This window comes from Zobellella denitrificans (genome assembly GCF_002237365.1).
Taxonomy (GTDB): domain Bacteria; phylum Pseudomonadota; class Gammaproteobacteria; order Enterobacterales; family Aeromonadaceae; genus Oceanimonas; species Oceanimonas denitrificans.
Genome location: NZ_NMUO01000027.1, coordinates 26,324 through 41,399 on the forward strand (window position 1 = coordinate 26,324; position 15,076 = coordinate 41,399).

Sequence of the window (15,076 nt, forward strand, 5' to 3'; positions counted from 1 at the left end):
ACACGGGAGTAATACACAATGAGCATGCAAGATCCGATCGCGGATATGCTGACCCGCATCCGCAACGGTCAGGCAGCCAACAAAGTTGCTGTCACCATGCCTTCTTCCAAGGTCAAAGTGGCTATCGCCAAAGTCCTGAAAGAAGAAGGTTACATTGCTGACTTTAATGTTGCTGGTGAAACCAAAGCCGAGCTGGAAGTGACCCTGAAGTACTTCCAGGGCCAGCCGGTGGTGGAAACCCTGCAGCGCGTCAGCCGCCCTGGTCTGCGCATCTACAAGAAGCGCGACGAGCTGCCGAAGGTTATGGCAGGTATGGGTGTTGCCATCGTTTCCACGTCCAAGGGTGTGATGACCGACCGTGCCGCGCGTAAAGCCGGTATGGGTGGTGAGATCATCTGCTACGTTGCTTAAGGAGTAGGATATGTCTCGCGTTGCTAAGGCACCTATCGAAATTCCTGCCGGCGTAGAAGTGACGTTGAACGGTCAGGAAATCACCGTCAAGGGTGGCAAGGGTACTCTGAATCGTACCATCAATGCTGCTGTTGAAATCAGCCAGGAAGACAACCTGTTGAAGTTCGTGCCCCGTGGCAATGCCGCCGGCGCCGACGCCCAGGCCGGTACCGCCCGTGCCCTGGTCAACAACATGGTTGTGGGTGTTACCCAAGGCTTCGAACGCAAGCTGCAGCTGGTTGGTGTAGGTTATCGCGCCCAGATGAAAGGCAACGCCGTTGCCCTGTCTCTGGGTTTCTCTCACCCGGTTGAGCATGCACTGCCTGACGGCGTGACCGCTGAATGTCCTTCCCAGACCGAGATCGTTCTCAAGTCTGCCGACAAACAGCTGATCGGTCAGGTTGCTGCCGATATTCGTGCGTACCGCAAGCCCGAGCCCTACAAGGGCAAAGGTGTTCGCTACTTTGGCGAGCAGGTGCGCAGTAAAGAGGCCAAGAAGAAGTAAGGTAACACTATGGACAAAAAAGCAGCTCGTATCCGCCGTGCTACCAAAGCACGCAAAAAGATGCTGGAACTGGGTGCGACTCGCCTGGTGGTTCACCGTACTCCGCGCCACATCTATGCACAGGTTATTGCACCGAACAGTTCAGCCGTTCTGGCTTCCGCGTCTACCGTGGAGAAGTCAATTCGTGAACAAGTGAAATATACCGGTAATGTTGAGGCCGCCGCAGTCGTCGGTAAAGCCATCGCTGAGCGCGCGCTTGAGAAAGGCGTGACCATCGTCGCTTTTGACCGTTCCGGTTTCCAATATCACGGTCGCGTTGCCGCTCTGGCAGCCGCTGCTCGTGAAGCTGGTCTTCAGTTCTAAGGGTGGAGTCGAAAATGGCAAAAATCGAAGCTCAAGCCGGTGAACTGCAAGAAAAGCTGATTGCAGTTAACCGTGTATCAAAAGTAGTTAAGGGTGGTCGTATCTTCTCCTTCACCGCATTGACTGTGGTAGGTGACGGTAACGGTCGTATTGGTTTTGGTTACGGTAAAGCCCGTGAAGTTCCTGCCGCCATTCAAAAGGCGATGGAACAGGCTCGTCGTAACATGCGTAAAGTTGAACTGAATCACGGCACCCTGTTCCATCCGGTGAAGGGCCGTCACTCTGGTTCCAACGTGTTTATGCAGCCCGCTTCCGAAGGTACCGGTATCATCGCCGGTGGCGCCATGCGCGCCGTGCTGGAAGTGGCCGGTGTACACAACGTACTGGCCAAAACCTACGGTTCCACCAACCCGAACAACGTAGTTCGCGCTACCATCGACGCTCTGACTCATATGAAGTCGCCCGAGCAAGTCGCTGCCAAGCGTGGCCTGACTGTTGAACAGATTCTGGGGTAATGCGCCATGGCTAACAAGACTGTAAAAGTAACTCAGACTCGTAGCTCCATCGGCCGTCTGCCTAAGCACAAGGCAACGCTGCGTGGCCTGGGTCTGCGTCGCATTGGTCACACCGTCGAGCTGGAAGACACAGCTTGCGTACGCGGTATGATCAACCAGGTTTACTACATGGTTAAGGTTGAGGAGTAATCGCATGCGTTTGAATACTCTGTCTCCTGCCGCCGGATCCAAGCCTTCTGCCAAGCGCGTAGGCCGTGGTATCGGTTCTGGCCTGGGCAAGACCGGTGGCCGTGGCCACAAGGGTCAGAAGTCCCGTTCCGGTGGCAAGGTTCGTAACGGTTTCGAAGGCGGTCAGATGCCGCTGAAACAGCGTCTGCCGAAGTTTGGTTTTACTTCGCGCAAAGGCCTGGTCAGTGCAGAAGTACGTCTGAGCGAACTGGCGAAAGTTGAAGGCGAAGTGGTGGACCTGAACACCCTGAAGCAAGCTGGCGTGATCACCAAGAACATCCAGTTTGCCAAAGTGGTTCTGTCTGGCACCATTGACCGTCAAGTGACTGTGGTTGGTCTGGGCGTCACCAAGGGTGCCCGTGCTGCCATCGAAGCCGCCGGCGGAAAAATCGAGGAATAATAAGTACTATGGCCAAGAAACCAGGATTAGATGCTAAAAACGCACAGGGCGGGCTGAGTGAACTGAAAAGCCGTCTGCTTTTCGTTCTGATCGCGATCATCGTGTTCCGTGCCGGCTCCTACGTGCCTATTCCTGGGATTGACGCCGCCGTACTTGCCGACTTGTTCCAGCAACAACAGGGCACCATCATTGAAATGTTCAACATGTTCAGTGGTGGCGCCCTGGAACGAGCGTCCATACTGGCGCTGGGGATAATGCCGTATATTTCGGCATCCATCATCATCCAGCTGCTGACTGTGGTTCACCCCGCCTTGGCCGAGCTCAAGAAGGAAGGTGAATCAGGCCGTCGCAAGATCAGTCAGTACACCCGGTATGGCACCCTTGTTCTGGGCACCATCCAGGCCATCGGTATCGCCACCGGTCTGCCGAACATGATGCCGGGACTCGTGGTAAACCCGGGTTTCGGTTTCTATTTCACGGCGGTGGTGAGCCTGGTCACCGGTACCATGTTCCTGATGTGGTTGGGTGAGCAGATTACCGAGCGAGGCATTGGCAATGGTATCTCGTTGATTATCTTCGTGGGTATTGTTGCCGGTCTGCCATCGGCCATTGGTGCCACGGCAGAGCAGGCGCGTCAGGGGGAATTGCACATTCTGTTGCTGTTGCTGCTGGCCGTGATTGTGTTTGCGGTAACCTATTTCGTGGTCTTTGTTGAGCGTGGCCAGCGCCGCATCGTGGTGAACTACGCCAAGCGTCAACAGGGTCGCCAGGTATTTGCGGCACAGAGTACACACCTGCCCTTGAAAGTGAACATGGCGGGGGTTATTCCGGCAATTTTTGCATCCAGCATCATCCTGTTTCCGGGTACCGTAGCCTCTTGGTTCGGTCAGGGGCAGGGGTGGTTTGCCAACCTGCTGCAGGAGCTGTCGCTCACGCTGCAACCCGGCCAGCCGCTGTACGTGATGTTGTATGCCGCTGCCATCATCTTCTTCTGTTTCTTCTACACCGCGCTGGTGTTCAATCCGCGCGAAACGGCAGACAACCTGAAGAAGAGTGGTGCTTTCATCCCGGGGATCCGTCCGGGTGAGCAAACAGCGCGCTATATCGACAAAGTGATGACTCGCCTGACCCTGGTCGGTGCCCTGTACATTACCTTTGTCTGTTTGGTTCCACAGTTTTTGATGACAGCCTGGAACGTCCAGTTCTACTTTGGTGGTACCTCGCTGTTGATTATTGTGGTCGTCATCATGGATTTCATGGCTCAGGTGCAAACCCACATGATGTCCCACCAGTATGGCGATGTCCTGAGAAAAGCGAACCTGAAAGGCTACAACCGTTAAGGTTCGGTTATTTACGGAGTTAAGCAATGAAAGTCCGTGCTTCCGTTAAGGCAATCTGCCGTAACTGCAAGATCATCAAGCGCCACGGTGTGGTGCGGGTGATCTGCTCTGAGCCCAAGCACAAACAGCGCCAAGGCTAAAAAAGTTACGGTTTAACTTGAAAGTTGAAGGCAGGCTGGCTAAAGTAGCCAGCCACCTTTGTTGGGTGTATGTGTAGTCATTACGTATCCTAGACGGGCTTTGTAATGGCTTATTATTTGTTATTTTGTAGGAGTGCATAGTGGCCCGTATCGCTGGCATTAACATTCCTGACCATAAACACGCCGTCATCGCTTTGACTGCTATTTATGGCGTCGGCCGTACCCGCTCTAAAGCCATTTGTGCTGCAGCCGGTATCGCTGAGGATGTGAAAATTAAAGAATTGGATGAAGCGCAGATCGAACTTCTGCGTGAACAAGTGGCCAAGTTCACCGTAGAAGGTGACCTGCGCCGCGAAGTATCCATGAACATCAAGCGTCTGATGGACCTGGGTTGTTACCGAGGTCTGCGTCATCGTCGCAGCCTACCCGTTCGCGGTCAGCGCACCAAGACCAACGCCCGCACGCGTAAAGGTCCTCGTAAACCGATCAAGAAATAACGGGAAGGTAGATCATGGCTAAAACTCCGGCTCGTAGTGCACGCAAGCGCATCAAAAAGCAGGTGAGCGATGGCATTGCCCACGTTCATGCATCTTTCAACAACACCATAGTAACTATTACCGATCGTCAGGGTAATGCTCTGTCTTGGGCAACCGCCGGCGGTTCAGGTTTCCGTGGTTCCCGCAAGTCCACCCCGTTCGCTGCTCAGGTAGCTGCCGAGCGCGCTGGTGAAATTGCCAAGGAATACGGTGTTAAGAACCTGGAAGTAATGGTGAAGGGTCCGGGTCCGGGCCGTGAGTCATCCATCCGTGCGTTGAATGCGGCAGGTTTCCGCATCACCAACATCACCGATGTGACTCCCATCCCGCACAACGGTTGTCGTCCTCCCAAGAAGCGTCGCGTATAACCCTTCTTGTAGGATAGTTGGAGAAAGAACATGGCAAGATATCTGGGTCCCAAGCTCAAACTGAGCCGTCGTGAGGGCACTGACCTCTTCCTGAAGTCAGGCGTTCGCGCGATCGATTCAAAATGTAAAATTGATACCGCACCCGGTCAACATGGCGCCCGCAAGCCGCGCCTGTCCGACTACGGTGTACAGCTGCGTGAAAAGCAGAAAGTTCGTCGCATCTACGGCGTACTGGAAAAGCAATTCCGCAACTACTATAAAGAAGCTGCCCGCCTGAAAGGCAACACTGGTGAGAACCTGCTGCAGCTGCTGGAAGGTCGTCTGGACAACGTTGTTTACCGTATGGGTTTTGGTGCCACCCGCGCCGAGTCCCGTCAGCTGGTCAGCCACAAGGCTATCCTGGTGAACGGTAAGGTTGTGAACATTCCTTCCTTCCAAGTTTCTCCCGAGGACGTAGTCAGCGTTCGTGAGAAGGCTAAGAAACAAGCCCGGATCAAAGCCGCTCTGGAAGTGTCCGGTCAACGTGAAAAGCCGACCTGGGTAGAAGTTGACGCTACCAACATGCAAGGCGTTTACAAGCGTCTGCCTGAGCGTAGCGACCTGTCTGCCGAGATTAACGAACAGCTGATCGTCGAGCTTTACTCCAAGTAAAGCTAGCTTCTAAGAGAGGACACAATGCAGGGTTCTGTAACAGATTTTCTTAAGCCGCGTCTGGTTGATATCGAACAGATCAGCCCGACTCATGCCAAAGTGACTCTCGAGCCGCTGGAGCGTGGCTTTGGTCATACATTGGGTAATGCGCTGCGTCGTATTCTGCTTTCTTCCATGCCGGGTTGTGCCATCACCGAAGTCGAACTCGACGGTGTGCTGCACGAGTACAGCAGCAAGGAAGGTATCCAGGAAGATATCCTGGAAATCCTGCTGAACCTCAAAGAGGTTGCTGTCAAGCTGGAAGGCAAGGACGAAGTGACCCTGTCTCTGACCAAAACTGGTGCAGGTCCCGTAACTGCAGGCGACATCACCCACGGTGATGACGTCGAGATCGTTAACCCAGACCACGTCATCTGTCATCTGACAGGGGACGAGGCCGAAATCAGCATGCGTCTTAAGGTGCAGCGTGGCCGCGGCTATATTCCCGCCGCCGCCCGCGCCCACACCGAAGACGACGAGCGTCCCATCGGACGCCTGCTGCTGGATGCGGCCTACAGCCCCGTGGTTCGTATCGCCTACAATGTTGAGGCGGCCCGTGTCGAACAGCGTACCGATTTGGACAAGCTGGTTATCGACATGGAAACCAACGGCACTCTGGATCCGGAAGAAGCCATCCGTCGTGCGGCCACCATCATGGCCGAACAGCTGGAAGCCTTCGTGGATCTGCGTGACGTGAGCGAACCGGAAGAGAAAGAAGACAAGCCTGAGTTCGATCCTATCCTGCTGCGTCCTGTCGACGATCTGGAACTGACCGTTCGCTCTGCGAACTGTCTGAAGGCAGAAGCGATCCATTACATTGGTGATCTGGTACAGCGTACCGAGGTGGAGCTGCTGAAGACTCCCAACCTGGGTAAAAAATCTCTTACCGAGATTAAAGACGTGTTGGCGTCTCGTGGTTTGTCTCTGGGCATGCGCCTGGAGAACTGGCCGCCTGCCAGCATCGCTGATGAATAAACCGGATCACGGGTTTTACAGATTTAGTTAGGAAGGATTAGGTCATGCGCCATCGTAAGAGTGGTCGTCAACTGAACCGGAACAGCAGCCATCGTCAGGCCATGTTCCGTAACATGGCCAGCTCCTTGGTTCGTCATGAAGTTATCAAGACGACTCTGCCCAAGGCTAAAGAGCTGCGTCGTGTGGTTGAACCTCTGATCACACTGGCCAAGAGCGACAGCGTTGCTAACCGTCGCCTGGCATTTGCCCGTACTCGCGACAGCGAAGTGGTTGGCAAACTGTTCAACGAACTGGGACCCCGCTACCAGGAGCGCCCGGGTGGTTACACCCGCATCCTGAAGTGCGGTTTCCGCGCCGGCGACAACGCCCCTATGGCTTATATCGAGCTGGTAGGTCGCGACGTCGAGGCCACTGAAGCAGTTGCTTCTGAAGAATAAAAACCAAAAGCCGGGCCCAGCCCGGCTTTTTCTTTTCCTGGTCCCGCATTTCCCCGCCTTGTTGTTTATTTCCGGCTTCTCTCCCTCCCACTGATCTGGATCAATCCGATCGTTGCCATTTTTTAACATTATATTGTGCAACTGAAATGACAATTATGGCTTTCCTCTATGTCGCGGGTACTGCTGCTTGCTTCCCTGCTGCTGTTGGTGGTGTTGAACGGCACCGCCAATGCCGATCCCCGAGCCGATGTGCCCGGGCTGCTGGCCGACTGGTATCCTCAGGCGGCCATTGAGCCCATCGATGCGCCCCTGAGCGGTTGGCGCATTATCCCCGGCGACAAGGTGCCCCGATACGCCTTTCTTTCCCGTCAGTTCGCCGATATCCCCGCCTATTCCGGCAAGCCGGTGGAGCTGCTGCTGGCGATGGACGGACGTGGTCGGCTTGAGCACAGCCTGGTGGTCGAGCACCATGAGCCGATACTGCTGATCGGCATTCCCGAGATCAAGCTGACCGAATTCGTCGACCAGTACCGGGGCATCGATGCCCGTGAGCGGGTACAGGTCGGTCTGTCCCGGCGCGACGACATTCATTCGGTGGATGGCGTCACCGGGGCCACCGTGACCGTCATGGTGATCAACCAGACCATCATGCGGGCGCTGCGCGGGGCCCAGGCGGCCCTGGCCGAAGGCGAGGGACCGTCCACCTCCGAATCGGCGGACGCCGCAGCAACCCTGAACAACCAGTGGCAGCCGCGCGGCTGGACCTCGCTGAACGAACGCCAGTTAATCCGCTCGCTGCGCCTGACTCAGGGGGAAGTGGAACAGGCCTTTGCCGGTACCCGTGCGGCTTCGCGTACACCGCCGGCCGATCCGGAGCAGGCGTTCATGGAGCTTTATTTCGCGCCCCTGGGCATGGCGGACGCCGGCATCAACCTGCTGGGCCAGCAACAGTATGATCGCCTGATGGCGAGCCTGGCGCCTGGCGATCAGCCGGTGCTGGTGGTGGCCAACGGCGACTACAGCTTCCGCGGCAACGGCTTCGTGCGCGGTGGCATCTTCGATCGTATCCGGCTGTGGCAGGATGCAGAGGAGATCGCTTTCCGCGACATGGACTACCAGCGCCTGGCACCCTCGGATCTGCTGGCCGAAGATACGCCCGAATTTGGCGAGCTGGCCATTTTCATCGCCCGGGAAGACAGCCTGGACCTGACCCGGCCCTGGCAATTCGAGCTGATGGTGCGCCGCCAGGTAGGGGCGTTGGACAGCGAATTTGCCAGCTTCTATGCCGATTACCAATTGCCCGATGCCTACCTGAACCTGCCGAGCCTGATGGAAAGCGCGCAAGTGGGCTGGGAAGAAGACGAGGCCCCGCTGTGGGTGAGCGTCTGGCAGCACAAGGCGGTGCAGATTGCCGTGCTGGGCGTGGGCCTGGTGGTGCTGGTGATCATCCTGTTCCTGCAGGACTGGCTGGTACAGCATCCGACCCTGCTGCACCGGCTGCGTATCGGCTATCTCTGCTACACGCTCTTCTTTATCGGCTGGTACAGCCTGGCCCAGCTGTCGATCGTCAATGTGTTCACCTTTCTGCACGCCCTCTTTACCGGCTTCCAGTGGTCATCCTTCCTGCTCGATCCCATGATGTTCATCCTGTGGAGCTTCGTCGCCCTGACCCTGCTGCTGTGGGGGCGGGGCATCTTCTGCGGCTGGCTCTGTCCCTTCGGCGCCCTGCAGGAGCTGGTCAACGAAGCGGCGCGCAAGCTGAAAATAACACAGTTCACGGTGCCTTTTGCCCTGCACGAGCGGATGTGGGCACTCAAGTATCTGATTTTGTTGGGGCTGTTCGGACTGTCGTTGCAGTCCCTGGCTCTTGCGGAGCAGGCGGCGGAAGTGGAACCGTTCAAGACGGCGGTGACGCTGCGCTTTATGCGCGAATGGGGCTATGTAGCCTATGCCCTCGGCTGGGTGGTGCTGTCGCTGTTCGTACGCAAGGCCTACTGCCGTTACATCTGCCCCCTGGGCGCCGCACTCGCCGTACCGGCCCGGCTCCGGTTGTTCGACTGGCTCAAGCGCCGGCAGGAATGCGGCACGCCCTGTCAGCTTTGCGCCAAGGAATGCGAGGTGCAGGCCATTCATCCCGACGGGCGCATCAACGCCAACGAATGCCACCACTGTCTGGATTGCCAGATCACCTACTACAACCACCGTAAATGTCCGCCTCTGGTGATGAAGGCCAAGAAACGCCGCCAGCGCGAGCTGGAACGGGACGCGGCCAGGATCAAAGTGACCAATGTGGATACCCCCGGACTACAAGGAGAGTCTAATGAGCAAGCATGAAGAGTTGAGCGAACACGTCAAACTGAGCCGACGGCTGTTTTTGGGGGGATCCTCCGCCCTGCTGGCCACGGCGGCGGCGGGTGGTGGCCTGAGTCTGGCTTCATCCCCGGCGCTGGCCGCGGCGGCGGCGCAGAATGGCCACGTGGCCCCCGGCGAGCTGGATGAATACTACGGTTTCTGGAGTGGCGGCCATCAGGGCGAAGTGCGGGTGCTGGGTGTGCCCTCCATGCGCGAGCTGATGCGCATCCCGGTGTTCAACGTGGACTCGGCCACCGGCTGGGGCCTGACCGATGAGAGCAAGCGGGTTCTGGGGGAGAGCAGCAAGTACCTCAACGGCGACTGCCACCATCCCCATATCTCCATGACCGACGGCCACTACGACGGCAAGTACCTGTTTATCAACGACAAGGCCAACAGCCGGGTGGCGCGTATCCGGCTGGATATCATGAAGTGCGACAAGATGGTCACCATCCCCAATGTGCAGGCTATCCACGGGCTGCGGCTGCAGAAGGTGCCCCATACCAAGTACGTGTTCTGCAACGCCGAGTTCATCATCCCCCATCCCAATGACGGCAGTAACCTGAAAAACCTGGATGCTGCCGAGAAGTTCACCATGTTCAACGCGGTGGACGCCGAAACCATGGAAGTGGCCTTCCAGGTCATCGTGGACGGCAACCTGGACAACTGCGATGCCTGCTACACCGGCAAGTATGCCGCTTCCACCTGCTACAACTCGGAAGGTGCCACCGATCTGGGCGGCATGATGCGCAACGAACGGGACTGGGTGACGGTGTTCAACATTCCGCGCATCGAGGCGGCGATCCAGGCGGGCAACTTCACCACCCTGGGTGACGCCAAGGTGCCGGTGCTGGACGGCCGCAAGGGTTCTCCCCTGACCCGGTACATTCCGGTGCCGAAGAACCCCCACGGCCTCAATACCTCGCCCGACGGCAAGTACTTCATCGCCAACGGCAAGCTGTCGCCGACGGTGTCCATGATCGAGATTGCCAAGCTGGACGAGCTGTTCGACGACAAGTTCGAGGATCCCCGGGCGGTGATCGCCGCCGAGCCCGAATTGGGCCTGGGGCCGCTGCACACCACCTTCGATGGCCGCGGCAACGGCTACACCACCCTCTTTATCGACAGCCAGGTGGTGAAATGGAACCTGGCCGACGCGGTGCGTGCCTACAACGGCGAAGACGTCAACTATATCCGCCAGAAGCTGGACGTGCAGTACCAGCCCGGTCATAACCACGCTTCCCACACCGAGGCCCGGGATGCGGACGGCAAGTGGCTGATCGTGCTGTGCAAGTTCTCCAAGGATCGCTTCCTGCCGGTGGGGCCCTTGCACGCGGAAAACGATCAGTTGATCGACATTTCCGGCGAGGAAATGAAGCTGGTGCACGACGGCCCCACCTTCGCCGAACCCCACGACTGCATCCTGATCAAGCGCAACATGCTCAACCCCAAGAAGATCTGGGACCGCCAGGACCCCTTCTTCGCCGAGACCGTGGCCATGGCGGCCCGGGATGGCGTGACCCTGGAGCGGGACAACAAGGTGATCCGCGATGGCAACAAGGTACGGGTCTACATGACCTCGGTGGCGCCCACCTTCGGCATCCAGGAGTTCACCGTCAAGCAGGGCGACGAGGTGACCGTGGTGGTGACCAACCTGGACATGATCGAGGACGTGACCCACGGCTTCTGCATGGTCAACCATGGCGTCAGCATGGAGATCAGTCCCCAGCAGACCTCTTCCATCACCTTCGTTGCCGACAAGCCCGGGGTGCACTGGTATTACTGCAACTGGTTCTGCCACGCCCTGCACATGGAGATGGTGGGCCGCATGTTCGTCGAACCGGCATAAGGAGTGGCATGAACAGGCTATGGCTTTTCTTGCTGTTGTTCGCCTGGCCGCTGGCGGCGGAGGTCCGGCTGACGCCGGCCTCCGTGGCCGGGCTGGCGGAGGTGCCGGCGGGGGAAACCGTGCGCTTGGCTCCCGGCATCTATCCGGCGTTGCGCATCGGGCAGCCCCTGACCCTGCTGGGCGAGCCGGGGGCGGTGATCGACGCCGGTGGCCAAGGCCATGGCCTCTATCTGGATGCCCCCGGCATCCAGGTTTCCCATCTTGAAATCCGCAACTGGGGTAAGGATTTGGGCACGCTGGACGCGGGGGTTTTTATCAGCGACAACGCCGACGGTACCGAAGTTGCCCATCTGCGCCTGCGCGGCCCGGGTTTCGGCATCTGGGCCGACAGGGTCAGCCGCATCCAGCTGTACGCTAACGACATCGAGGGAGACCATCGGCTGCGCTCCCAGGACAGGGGCAATGGTATCCATCTGTTCAATGTCAGCGACAGTGAAATCGTGGGCAACCGGATCCGCCATACCCGCGACGGCATCTATATCGATTACAGCAACCATAACCGGCTGGCCGGCAACCACCTGAGCGAGCTGCGTTATGGCATTCACTATATGTATTCCAATCACAATGAGGTGGTGGCCAACGTCACCCGCGCGACTCGCACCGGCTATGCCCTGATGCAGTCCCGCTTCCTCACCGTGGTCGACAACCTTTCCGAGCAGGATGAGAACTACGGCATCCTGATGAATTACATCACCTACTCCACCATCAGCCACAACAGGGTGGAGGGCGTCAGGGCCAACAGCCATCTGCTCAACCCGCGGGGCGCCGAGGGCAAGGCGATGTTCGCCTACCATGCGGTGGGCAACGAGATCAGCGGCAACTGGCTGGGCCACAGCGATCTGGGCATCCACATGACGGCGGGCTCGGAGCAGAACCGGATCTTCGGCAATGCCCTGGTCGGCAACCGTACCCAGGTTCGTTATGTCTCCAACCGGCCCCAGGAGTGGTCCCAGGATGGCCGCGGCAATTACTGGGGGGATTACCAGGGCTGGGATCTGAATCAGGACGGCCTGGGCGATATCGCCTACGAACCCAATGACGGCATGGACCGGGTGCTGTGGCAGTACCCGGCGGCCCGCTGGCTGATGAATGCGCCCGTGGTCAGCCTGCTGCGCTGGGTTCAGCAGCAGTTTCCGGTGTTCAAGGGGCCTGGCGTGCGGGACTCGTTTCCGCTGATGAGCCTGCCCGAAGCGAGGAGGAGCCATGAGTATCATTCATCTGCGGCAGCTCAGTAAGCAGTTTGCCGGCAAGATTGCCCTGGACGGGATATCGCTGGAGGTGGCCGAAGGCGAGGTGCTGGGGCTGCTCGGCCATAATGGGGCCGGCAAGACCACCACCATCAAGCTGATATTGGGACTGCTCCGGCCCGACGGCGGCGAGGTGCGGGTGATGGGGCAGGACCCGGCCAGGCCCGCCTTTCGCGGACAGCGCAGGCATATCGGTTTCCTGCAGGAAAACGTCAGCTTCTATGACCAGCTGACCGGCGCCGAAGTGATCGGCTACCTGGCCCGCTTGAAGGGCATGCCCCCCTTGCAAGGCATGACCTTGCTCGAGCAACTGGGGTTGAAGGAGGCCGCCGGGCGACGGGTCAAGACCTATTCCAAGGGCATGCGGCAACGGCTGGGACTGGCCCAGGCATTGCTGGGGGAGCCGCGAGTCCTGTTGCTGGACGAGCCGACGGTCGGCCTGGATCCGTTGGCAACCCAGCATTTTTACCAGCAGATCGAGGAACTGCGCCAACGGGGTTGCGCCGTCATTCTCTGCTCCCATGTGCTGGCGGGGGTTGAGCCTTATCTCGATCGGGTCGCGGTGATGGGGCAGGGACGGGTACTGGCGGCCGGCGATCTCGCCACCCTGAGGGCCCAGTCGCAACTGCCGGTGACCCTGACCCTGCACGGCTCCAATCTGCAGGCGGCCCTGCCCGAGCAATACCGGTGTCTGGTCCAACAGGCGGGGGCCGGGCATATCAGGCTGCAGGCCCGGCCCGAACAGCAAAGAGTGCTGGCGGAGCTGATCTGCTGCTTGCCCGGGGTGGAGCATTTCCACTGGCAACAGCCCAACCTGCCCGAGTTGTACCAACATATCTGTTACGGAGCCGCCGATGGCCATACTACTGACTATTGCTCGTAAGGAGTGGCTGGATGGCATCCGCAATCGCTGGATCCTGGCGATTGCCCTCATATTGTGGGGGTTGGCCGTCGGTCTGGCCTATTTCGGTGGTGTCGCCTCGGGGCTGGTCGGCTTTACCAGCATAGAGTCGACCCTGGCCAGCCTGGCCAGTCTGGCGGTGGTGATACTGCCGTTGATTGCGTTGATGCTGGGCCATGATGCCCTGATCGGCGAGGCCGAACGGGGCACCCTGCTGCTGTTGCTGACCTATCCCATCACACCCGGGCAACTGCTGCTGGGCAAGTTCATCGGTCAGGCACTGATGCTGGCGGCAGCCACCGCGCTGGGCTTCGGCAGTGCCGCCCTGACCCTGCTGCTGCTGACCCCGGCGCTCGACGCCGGAGTGGTGCTGTACCTCTTTGCCGCCCTGATCCTGTCGGCCGTACTGCTTGGCTGGACTTTTCTCGCCATGGCCTATGCCCTGAGTGGCTGGGTAAATGAAAAGGCCAAGGCGGCCGGCGCCTCGCTGATACTCTGGTTTTTCTTCGTGGTGGTGTTCGACCTGCTGATGCTGGGATTGCTGATCGGGTTGCCAGAACGACTGGACTTCGCGTCCTTGCCCTACCTGATGCTGCTCAATCCGGCCGATATTTTCCGCATCTTTAACCTCGGCCTGCTGTCGTCGGCGGAAGTCAAAACCGGAGTGATGGCGGCCGGCAGCAGCCTGGGGTTGGGATCGGCCGGCTTGCTGGCGGGGCTGCTGCTATGGCTCGGCTGCATGATGGGGCTGGCCCGGTTCCTGTTTCAACGTTCTCTGCTAAGGATTTAACTCATGCGTTTATACGGTCTTTTATTCTCGGTGCTGCTGCTGGCCGGTTGTGGTGAACGTCATGTCGAGGCCCAGATCAGGCAGGCGGTGGCGATAGAGCAGGGGGACGAGTGCCATCTGTGTGGCATGGTGATCAGTCGCTTTCCCGGCCCGAAGGGCGAGGCCTACGAGCAAGGTGCGGAGGAAATCCGCAAGTTTTGCTCTACCCGGGATCTGCTGAACTGGGCGTTGGATCCGGAAAATCGGCATGCCCGCCAGCAGATCTGGGTACACGACATGGGCCAGACTCCCTGGGACAAGCCGGATGACGAGCATTTTATCGATGCGGAACTTGCCTGGTATGTGGCGGGCTCGACCCAGACCGGCGCCATGGGACCGACCCTGGCCAGCTTTGGTGAGCAGGCGGTGGCTGAACGATTCGCCAGTAAGTTTGGTGGACAGGTACTGAAGTTCGAGGAGCTGACGTTGGAAAATATCAATCCCAAAGGGCATCAGATGCACTGAGGTGTGGGTAAGTCTGTGATTAACCTGTGCTATTGCTGGGTTAATCGGCGCTTGGTGGTAAAAGTGATGTTTTTCACAAAAAAGCCCTTGCGCAAAAAGCGCGGCTCCCTATAATGCGCCCTCACTGACACGGCGGAACACGCCGGTGGTCACAAGCACTAACAACTTCGGTTGAAACTGCTTGACGAATCAAACGGACGGCGTAGAATACGCAGCCCTGACCCGCTAACGGTCAACGCTCTTTAACAATTTATCAAGCAAACTGTGTGGGCACTCGCAGTGGTTGGGAAACAAAAAAGATATTGTTTTTCAATGATTGTCGAAGTGCACAAACACTTCAGTAATTCATTGAGCATCAAACTTAAATTGAAGAGTTTGATCATGGCTCAGATTGAACGCTGGCGGCAGGCCTAACACATGCAAGTC

19 protein-coding genes and 1 rRNA gene are annotated in these 15,076 nt (G+C 58.2%); all 20 read left to right on the top strand.

The features are described 5' to 3' along the window. Positions 1 to 18 precede the first annotated feature (18 nt). Complete coding sequence (rpsH, locus tag CGX12_RS07990) at positions 19 to 411, top strand: 30S ribosomal protein S8 (RefSeq protein ID WP_094039362.1); 393 nt, start codon at positions 19 to 21, stop codon at positions 409 to 411. Between the two features lie 10 nt (positions 412 to 421). Next, on the top strand, positions 422 to 955 hold the full coding sequence (gene rplF, locus CGX12_RS07995) for a 50S ribosomal protein L6 (protein WP_094039363.1): 534 nt from the start codon (positions 422 to 424) through the stop codon (positions 953 to 955). A gap of 9 nt (positions 956 to 964) precedes the next feature. Then, on the top strand, positions 965 to 1,318 hold the full coding sequence (gene rplR, locus CGX12_RS08000) for a 50S ribosomal protein L18 (RefSeq protein ID WP_094039364.1): 354 nt from the start codon (positions 965 to 967) through the stop codon (positions 1,316 to 1,318). Positions 1,319 to 1,332: 14 nt separating this feature from the next. Beyond that, the gene (rpsE, locus tag CGX12_RS08005) at positions 1,333 to 1,833 is read left to right on the top strand and encodes a 30S ribosomal protein S5 (RefSeq protein WP_094039365.1); all 501 of its coding nucleotides are present in this window, start codon (positions 1,333 to 1,335) and stop codon (positions 1,831 to 1,833) included. A gap of 6 nt (positions 1,834 to 1,839) precedes the next feature. Next, positions 1,840 to 2,022, top strand: coding sequence for a 50S ribosomal protein L30 (rpmD, locus tag CGX12_RS08010; RefSeq protein WP_014290666.1), 183 nt, complete (start codon positions 1,840 to 1,842; stop codon positions 2,020 to 2,022). A gap of 4 nt (positions 2,023 to 2,026) precedes the next feature. After that, entirely contained in the window at positions 2,027 to 2,461 is a 435-nt protein-coding gene (gene rplO, locus CGX12_RS08015; protein WP_094039366.1) for a 50S ribosomal protein L15, read from the top strand. A gap of 8 nt (positions 2,462 to 2,469) precedes the next feature. Then, positions 2,470 to 3,801: a preprotein translocase subunit SecY gene (secY, locus tag CGX12_RS08020; protein ID WP_094039367.1), complete on the top strand. Its 1,332-nt coding sequence runs from the start codon at positions 2,470 to 2,472 to the stop codon at positions 3,799 to 3,801. A gap of 26 nt (positions 3,802 to 3,827) precedes the next feature. After that, positions 3,828 to 3,941 (top strand): 50S ribosomal protein L36, encoded by a 114-nt coding sequence (rpmJ, locus tag CGX12_RS08025; protein ID WP_005319705.1) that lies wholly within the window; start codon positions 3,828 to 3,830, stop codon positions 3,939 to 3,941. 140 nt (positions 3,942 to 4,081) lie between these two features. Beyond that, on the top strand, positions 4,082 to 4,438 hold the full coding sequence (gene rpsM, locus CGX12_RS08030; RefSeq protein ID WP_094039368.1) for a 30S ribosomal protein S13: 357 nt from the start codon (positions 4,082 to 4,084) through the stop codon (positions 4,436 to 4,438). A gap of 14 nt (positions 4,439 to 4,452) precedes the next feature. After that, a complete protein-coding gene (gene rpsK, locus CGX12_RS08035) occupies positions 4,453 to 4,845 on the top strand; it encodes a 30S ribosomal protein S11 (RefSeq protein ID WP_094039369.1) in 393 nt (130 codons plus the stop codon). A gap of 30 nt (positions 4,846 to 4,875) precedes the next feature. Continuing rightward, positions 4,876 to 5,496, top strand: coding sequence for a 30S ribosomal protein S4 (gene rpsD / locus CGX12_RS08040; RefSeq protein WP_094039370.1), 621 nt, complete (start codon positions 4,876 to 4,878; stop codon positions 5,494 to 5,496). Between the two features lie 24 nt (positions 5,497 to 5,520). After that, positions 5,521 to 6,510: a DNA-directed RNA polymerase subunit alpha gene (locus CGX12_RS08045; protein ID WP_094039371.1), complete on the top strand. Its 990-nt coding sequence runs from the start codon at positions 5,521 to 5,523 to the stop codon at positions 6,508 to 6,510. Between the two features lie 44 nt (positions 6,511 to 6,554). Further along, positions 6,555 to 6,947 carry a 50S ribosomal protein L17 gene (rplQ, locus tag CGX12_RS08050; protein ID WP_094039372.1) on the top strand — a complete coding sequence of 131 codons (393 nt, stop codon included), beginning with the start codon at positions 6,555 to 6,557 and terminating at the stop codon, positions 6,945 to 6,947. 168 nt (positions 6,948 to 7,115) lie between these two features. Further along, entirely contained in the window at positions 7,116 to 9,281 is a 2,166-nt protein-coding gene (locus CGX12_RS08055) for a NosR/NirI family protein (protein WP_094039373.1), read from the top strand. Further along, positions 9,268 to 11,148: a TAT-dependent nitrous-oxide reductase gene (gene nosZ / locus CGX12_RS08060; protein WP_094039374.1), complete on the top strand. Its 1,881-nt coding sequence runs from the start codon at positions 9,268 to 9,270 to the stop codon at positions 11,146 to 11,148. The genes CGX12_RS08055 and nosZ overlap by 14 nt, the downstream gene beginning before the upstream one ends. An 8-nt stretch (positions 11,149 to 11,156) precedes the next feature. Further along, entirely contained in the window at positions 11,157 to 12,443 is a 1,287-nt protein-coding gene (locus CGX12_RS08065) for a nitrous oxide reductase family maturation protein NosD (RefSeq protein ID WP_094039375.1), read from the top strand. Beyond that, complete coding sequence (locus CGX12_RS08070) at positions 12,412 to 13,338, top strand: ABC transporter ATP-binding protein (RefSeq protein WP_094039380.1); 927 nt, start codon at positions 12,412 to 12,414, stop codon at positions 13,336 to 13,338. The genes CGX12_RS08065 and CGX12_RS08070 overlap by 32 nt, the downstream gene beginning before the upstream one ends. Continuing rightward, the gene (locus CGX12_RS08075; protein ID WP_094039376.1) at positions 13,310 to 14,146 is read left to right on the top strand and encodes an ABC transporter permease; all 837 of its coding nucleotides are present in this window, start codon (positions 13,310 to 13,312) and stop codon (positions 14,144 to 14,146) included. The genes CGX12_RS08070 and CGX12_RS08075 overlap by 29 nt, the downstream gene beginning before the upstream one ends. A 3-nt stretch (positions 14,147 to 14,149) precedes the next feature. Further along, positions 14,150 to 14,650 carry a nitrous oxide reductase accessory protein NosL gene (locus CGX12_RS08080; RefSeq protein WP_094039377.1) on the top strand — a complete coding sequence of 167 codons (501 nt, stop codon included), beginning with the start codon at positions 14,150 to 14,152 and terminating at the stop codon, positions 14,648 to 14,650. A gap of 363 nt (positions 14,651 to 15,013) precedes the next feature. After that, positions 15,014 to 15,076 (top strand): 16S ribosomal RNA (locus tag CGX12_RS08085); the annotation flags it as partial.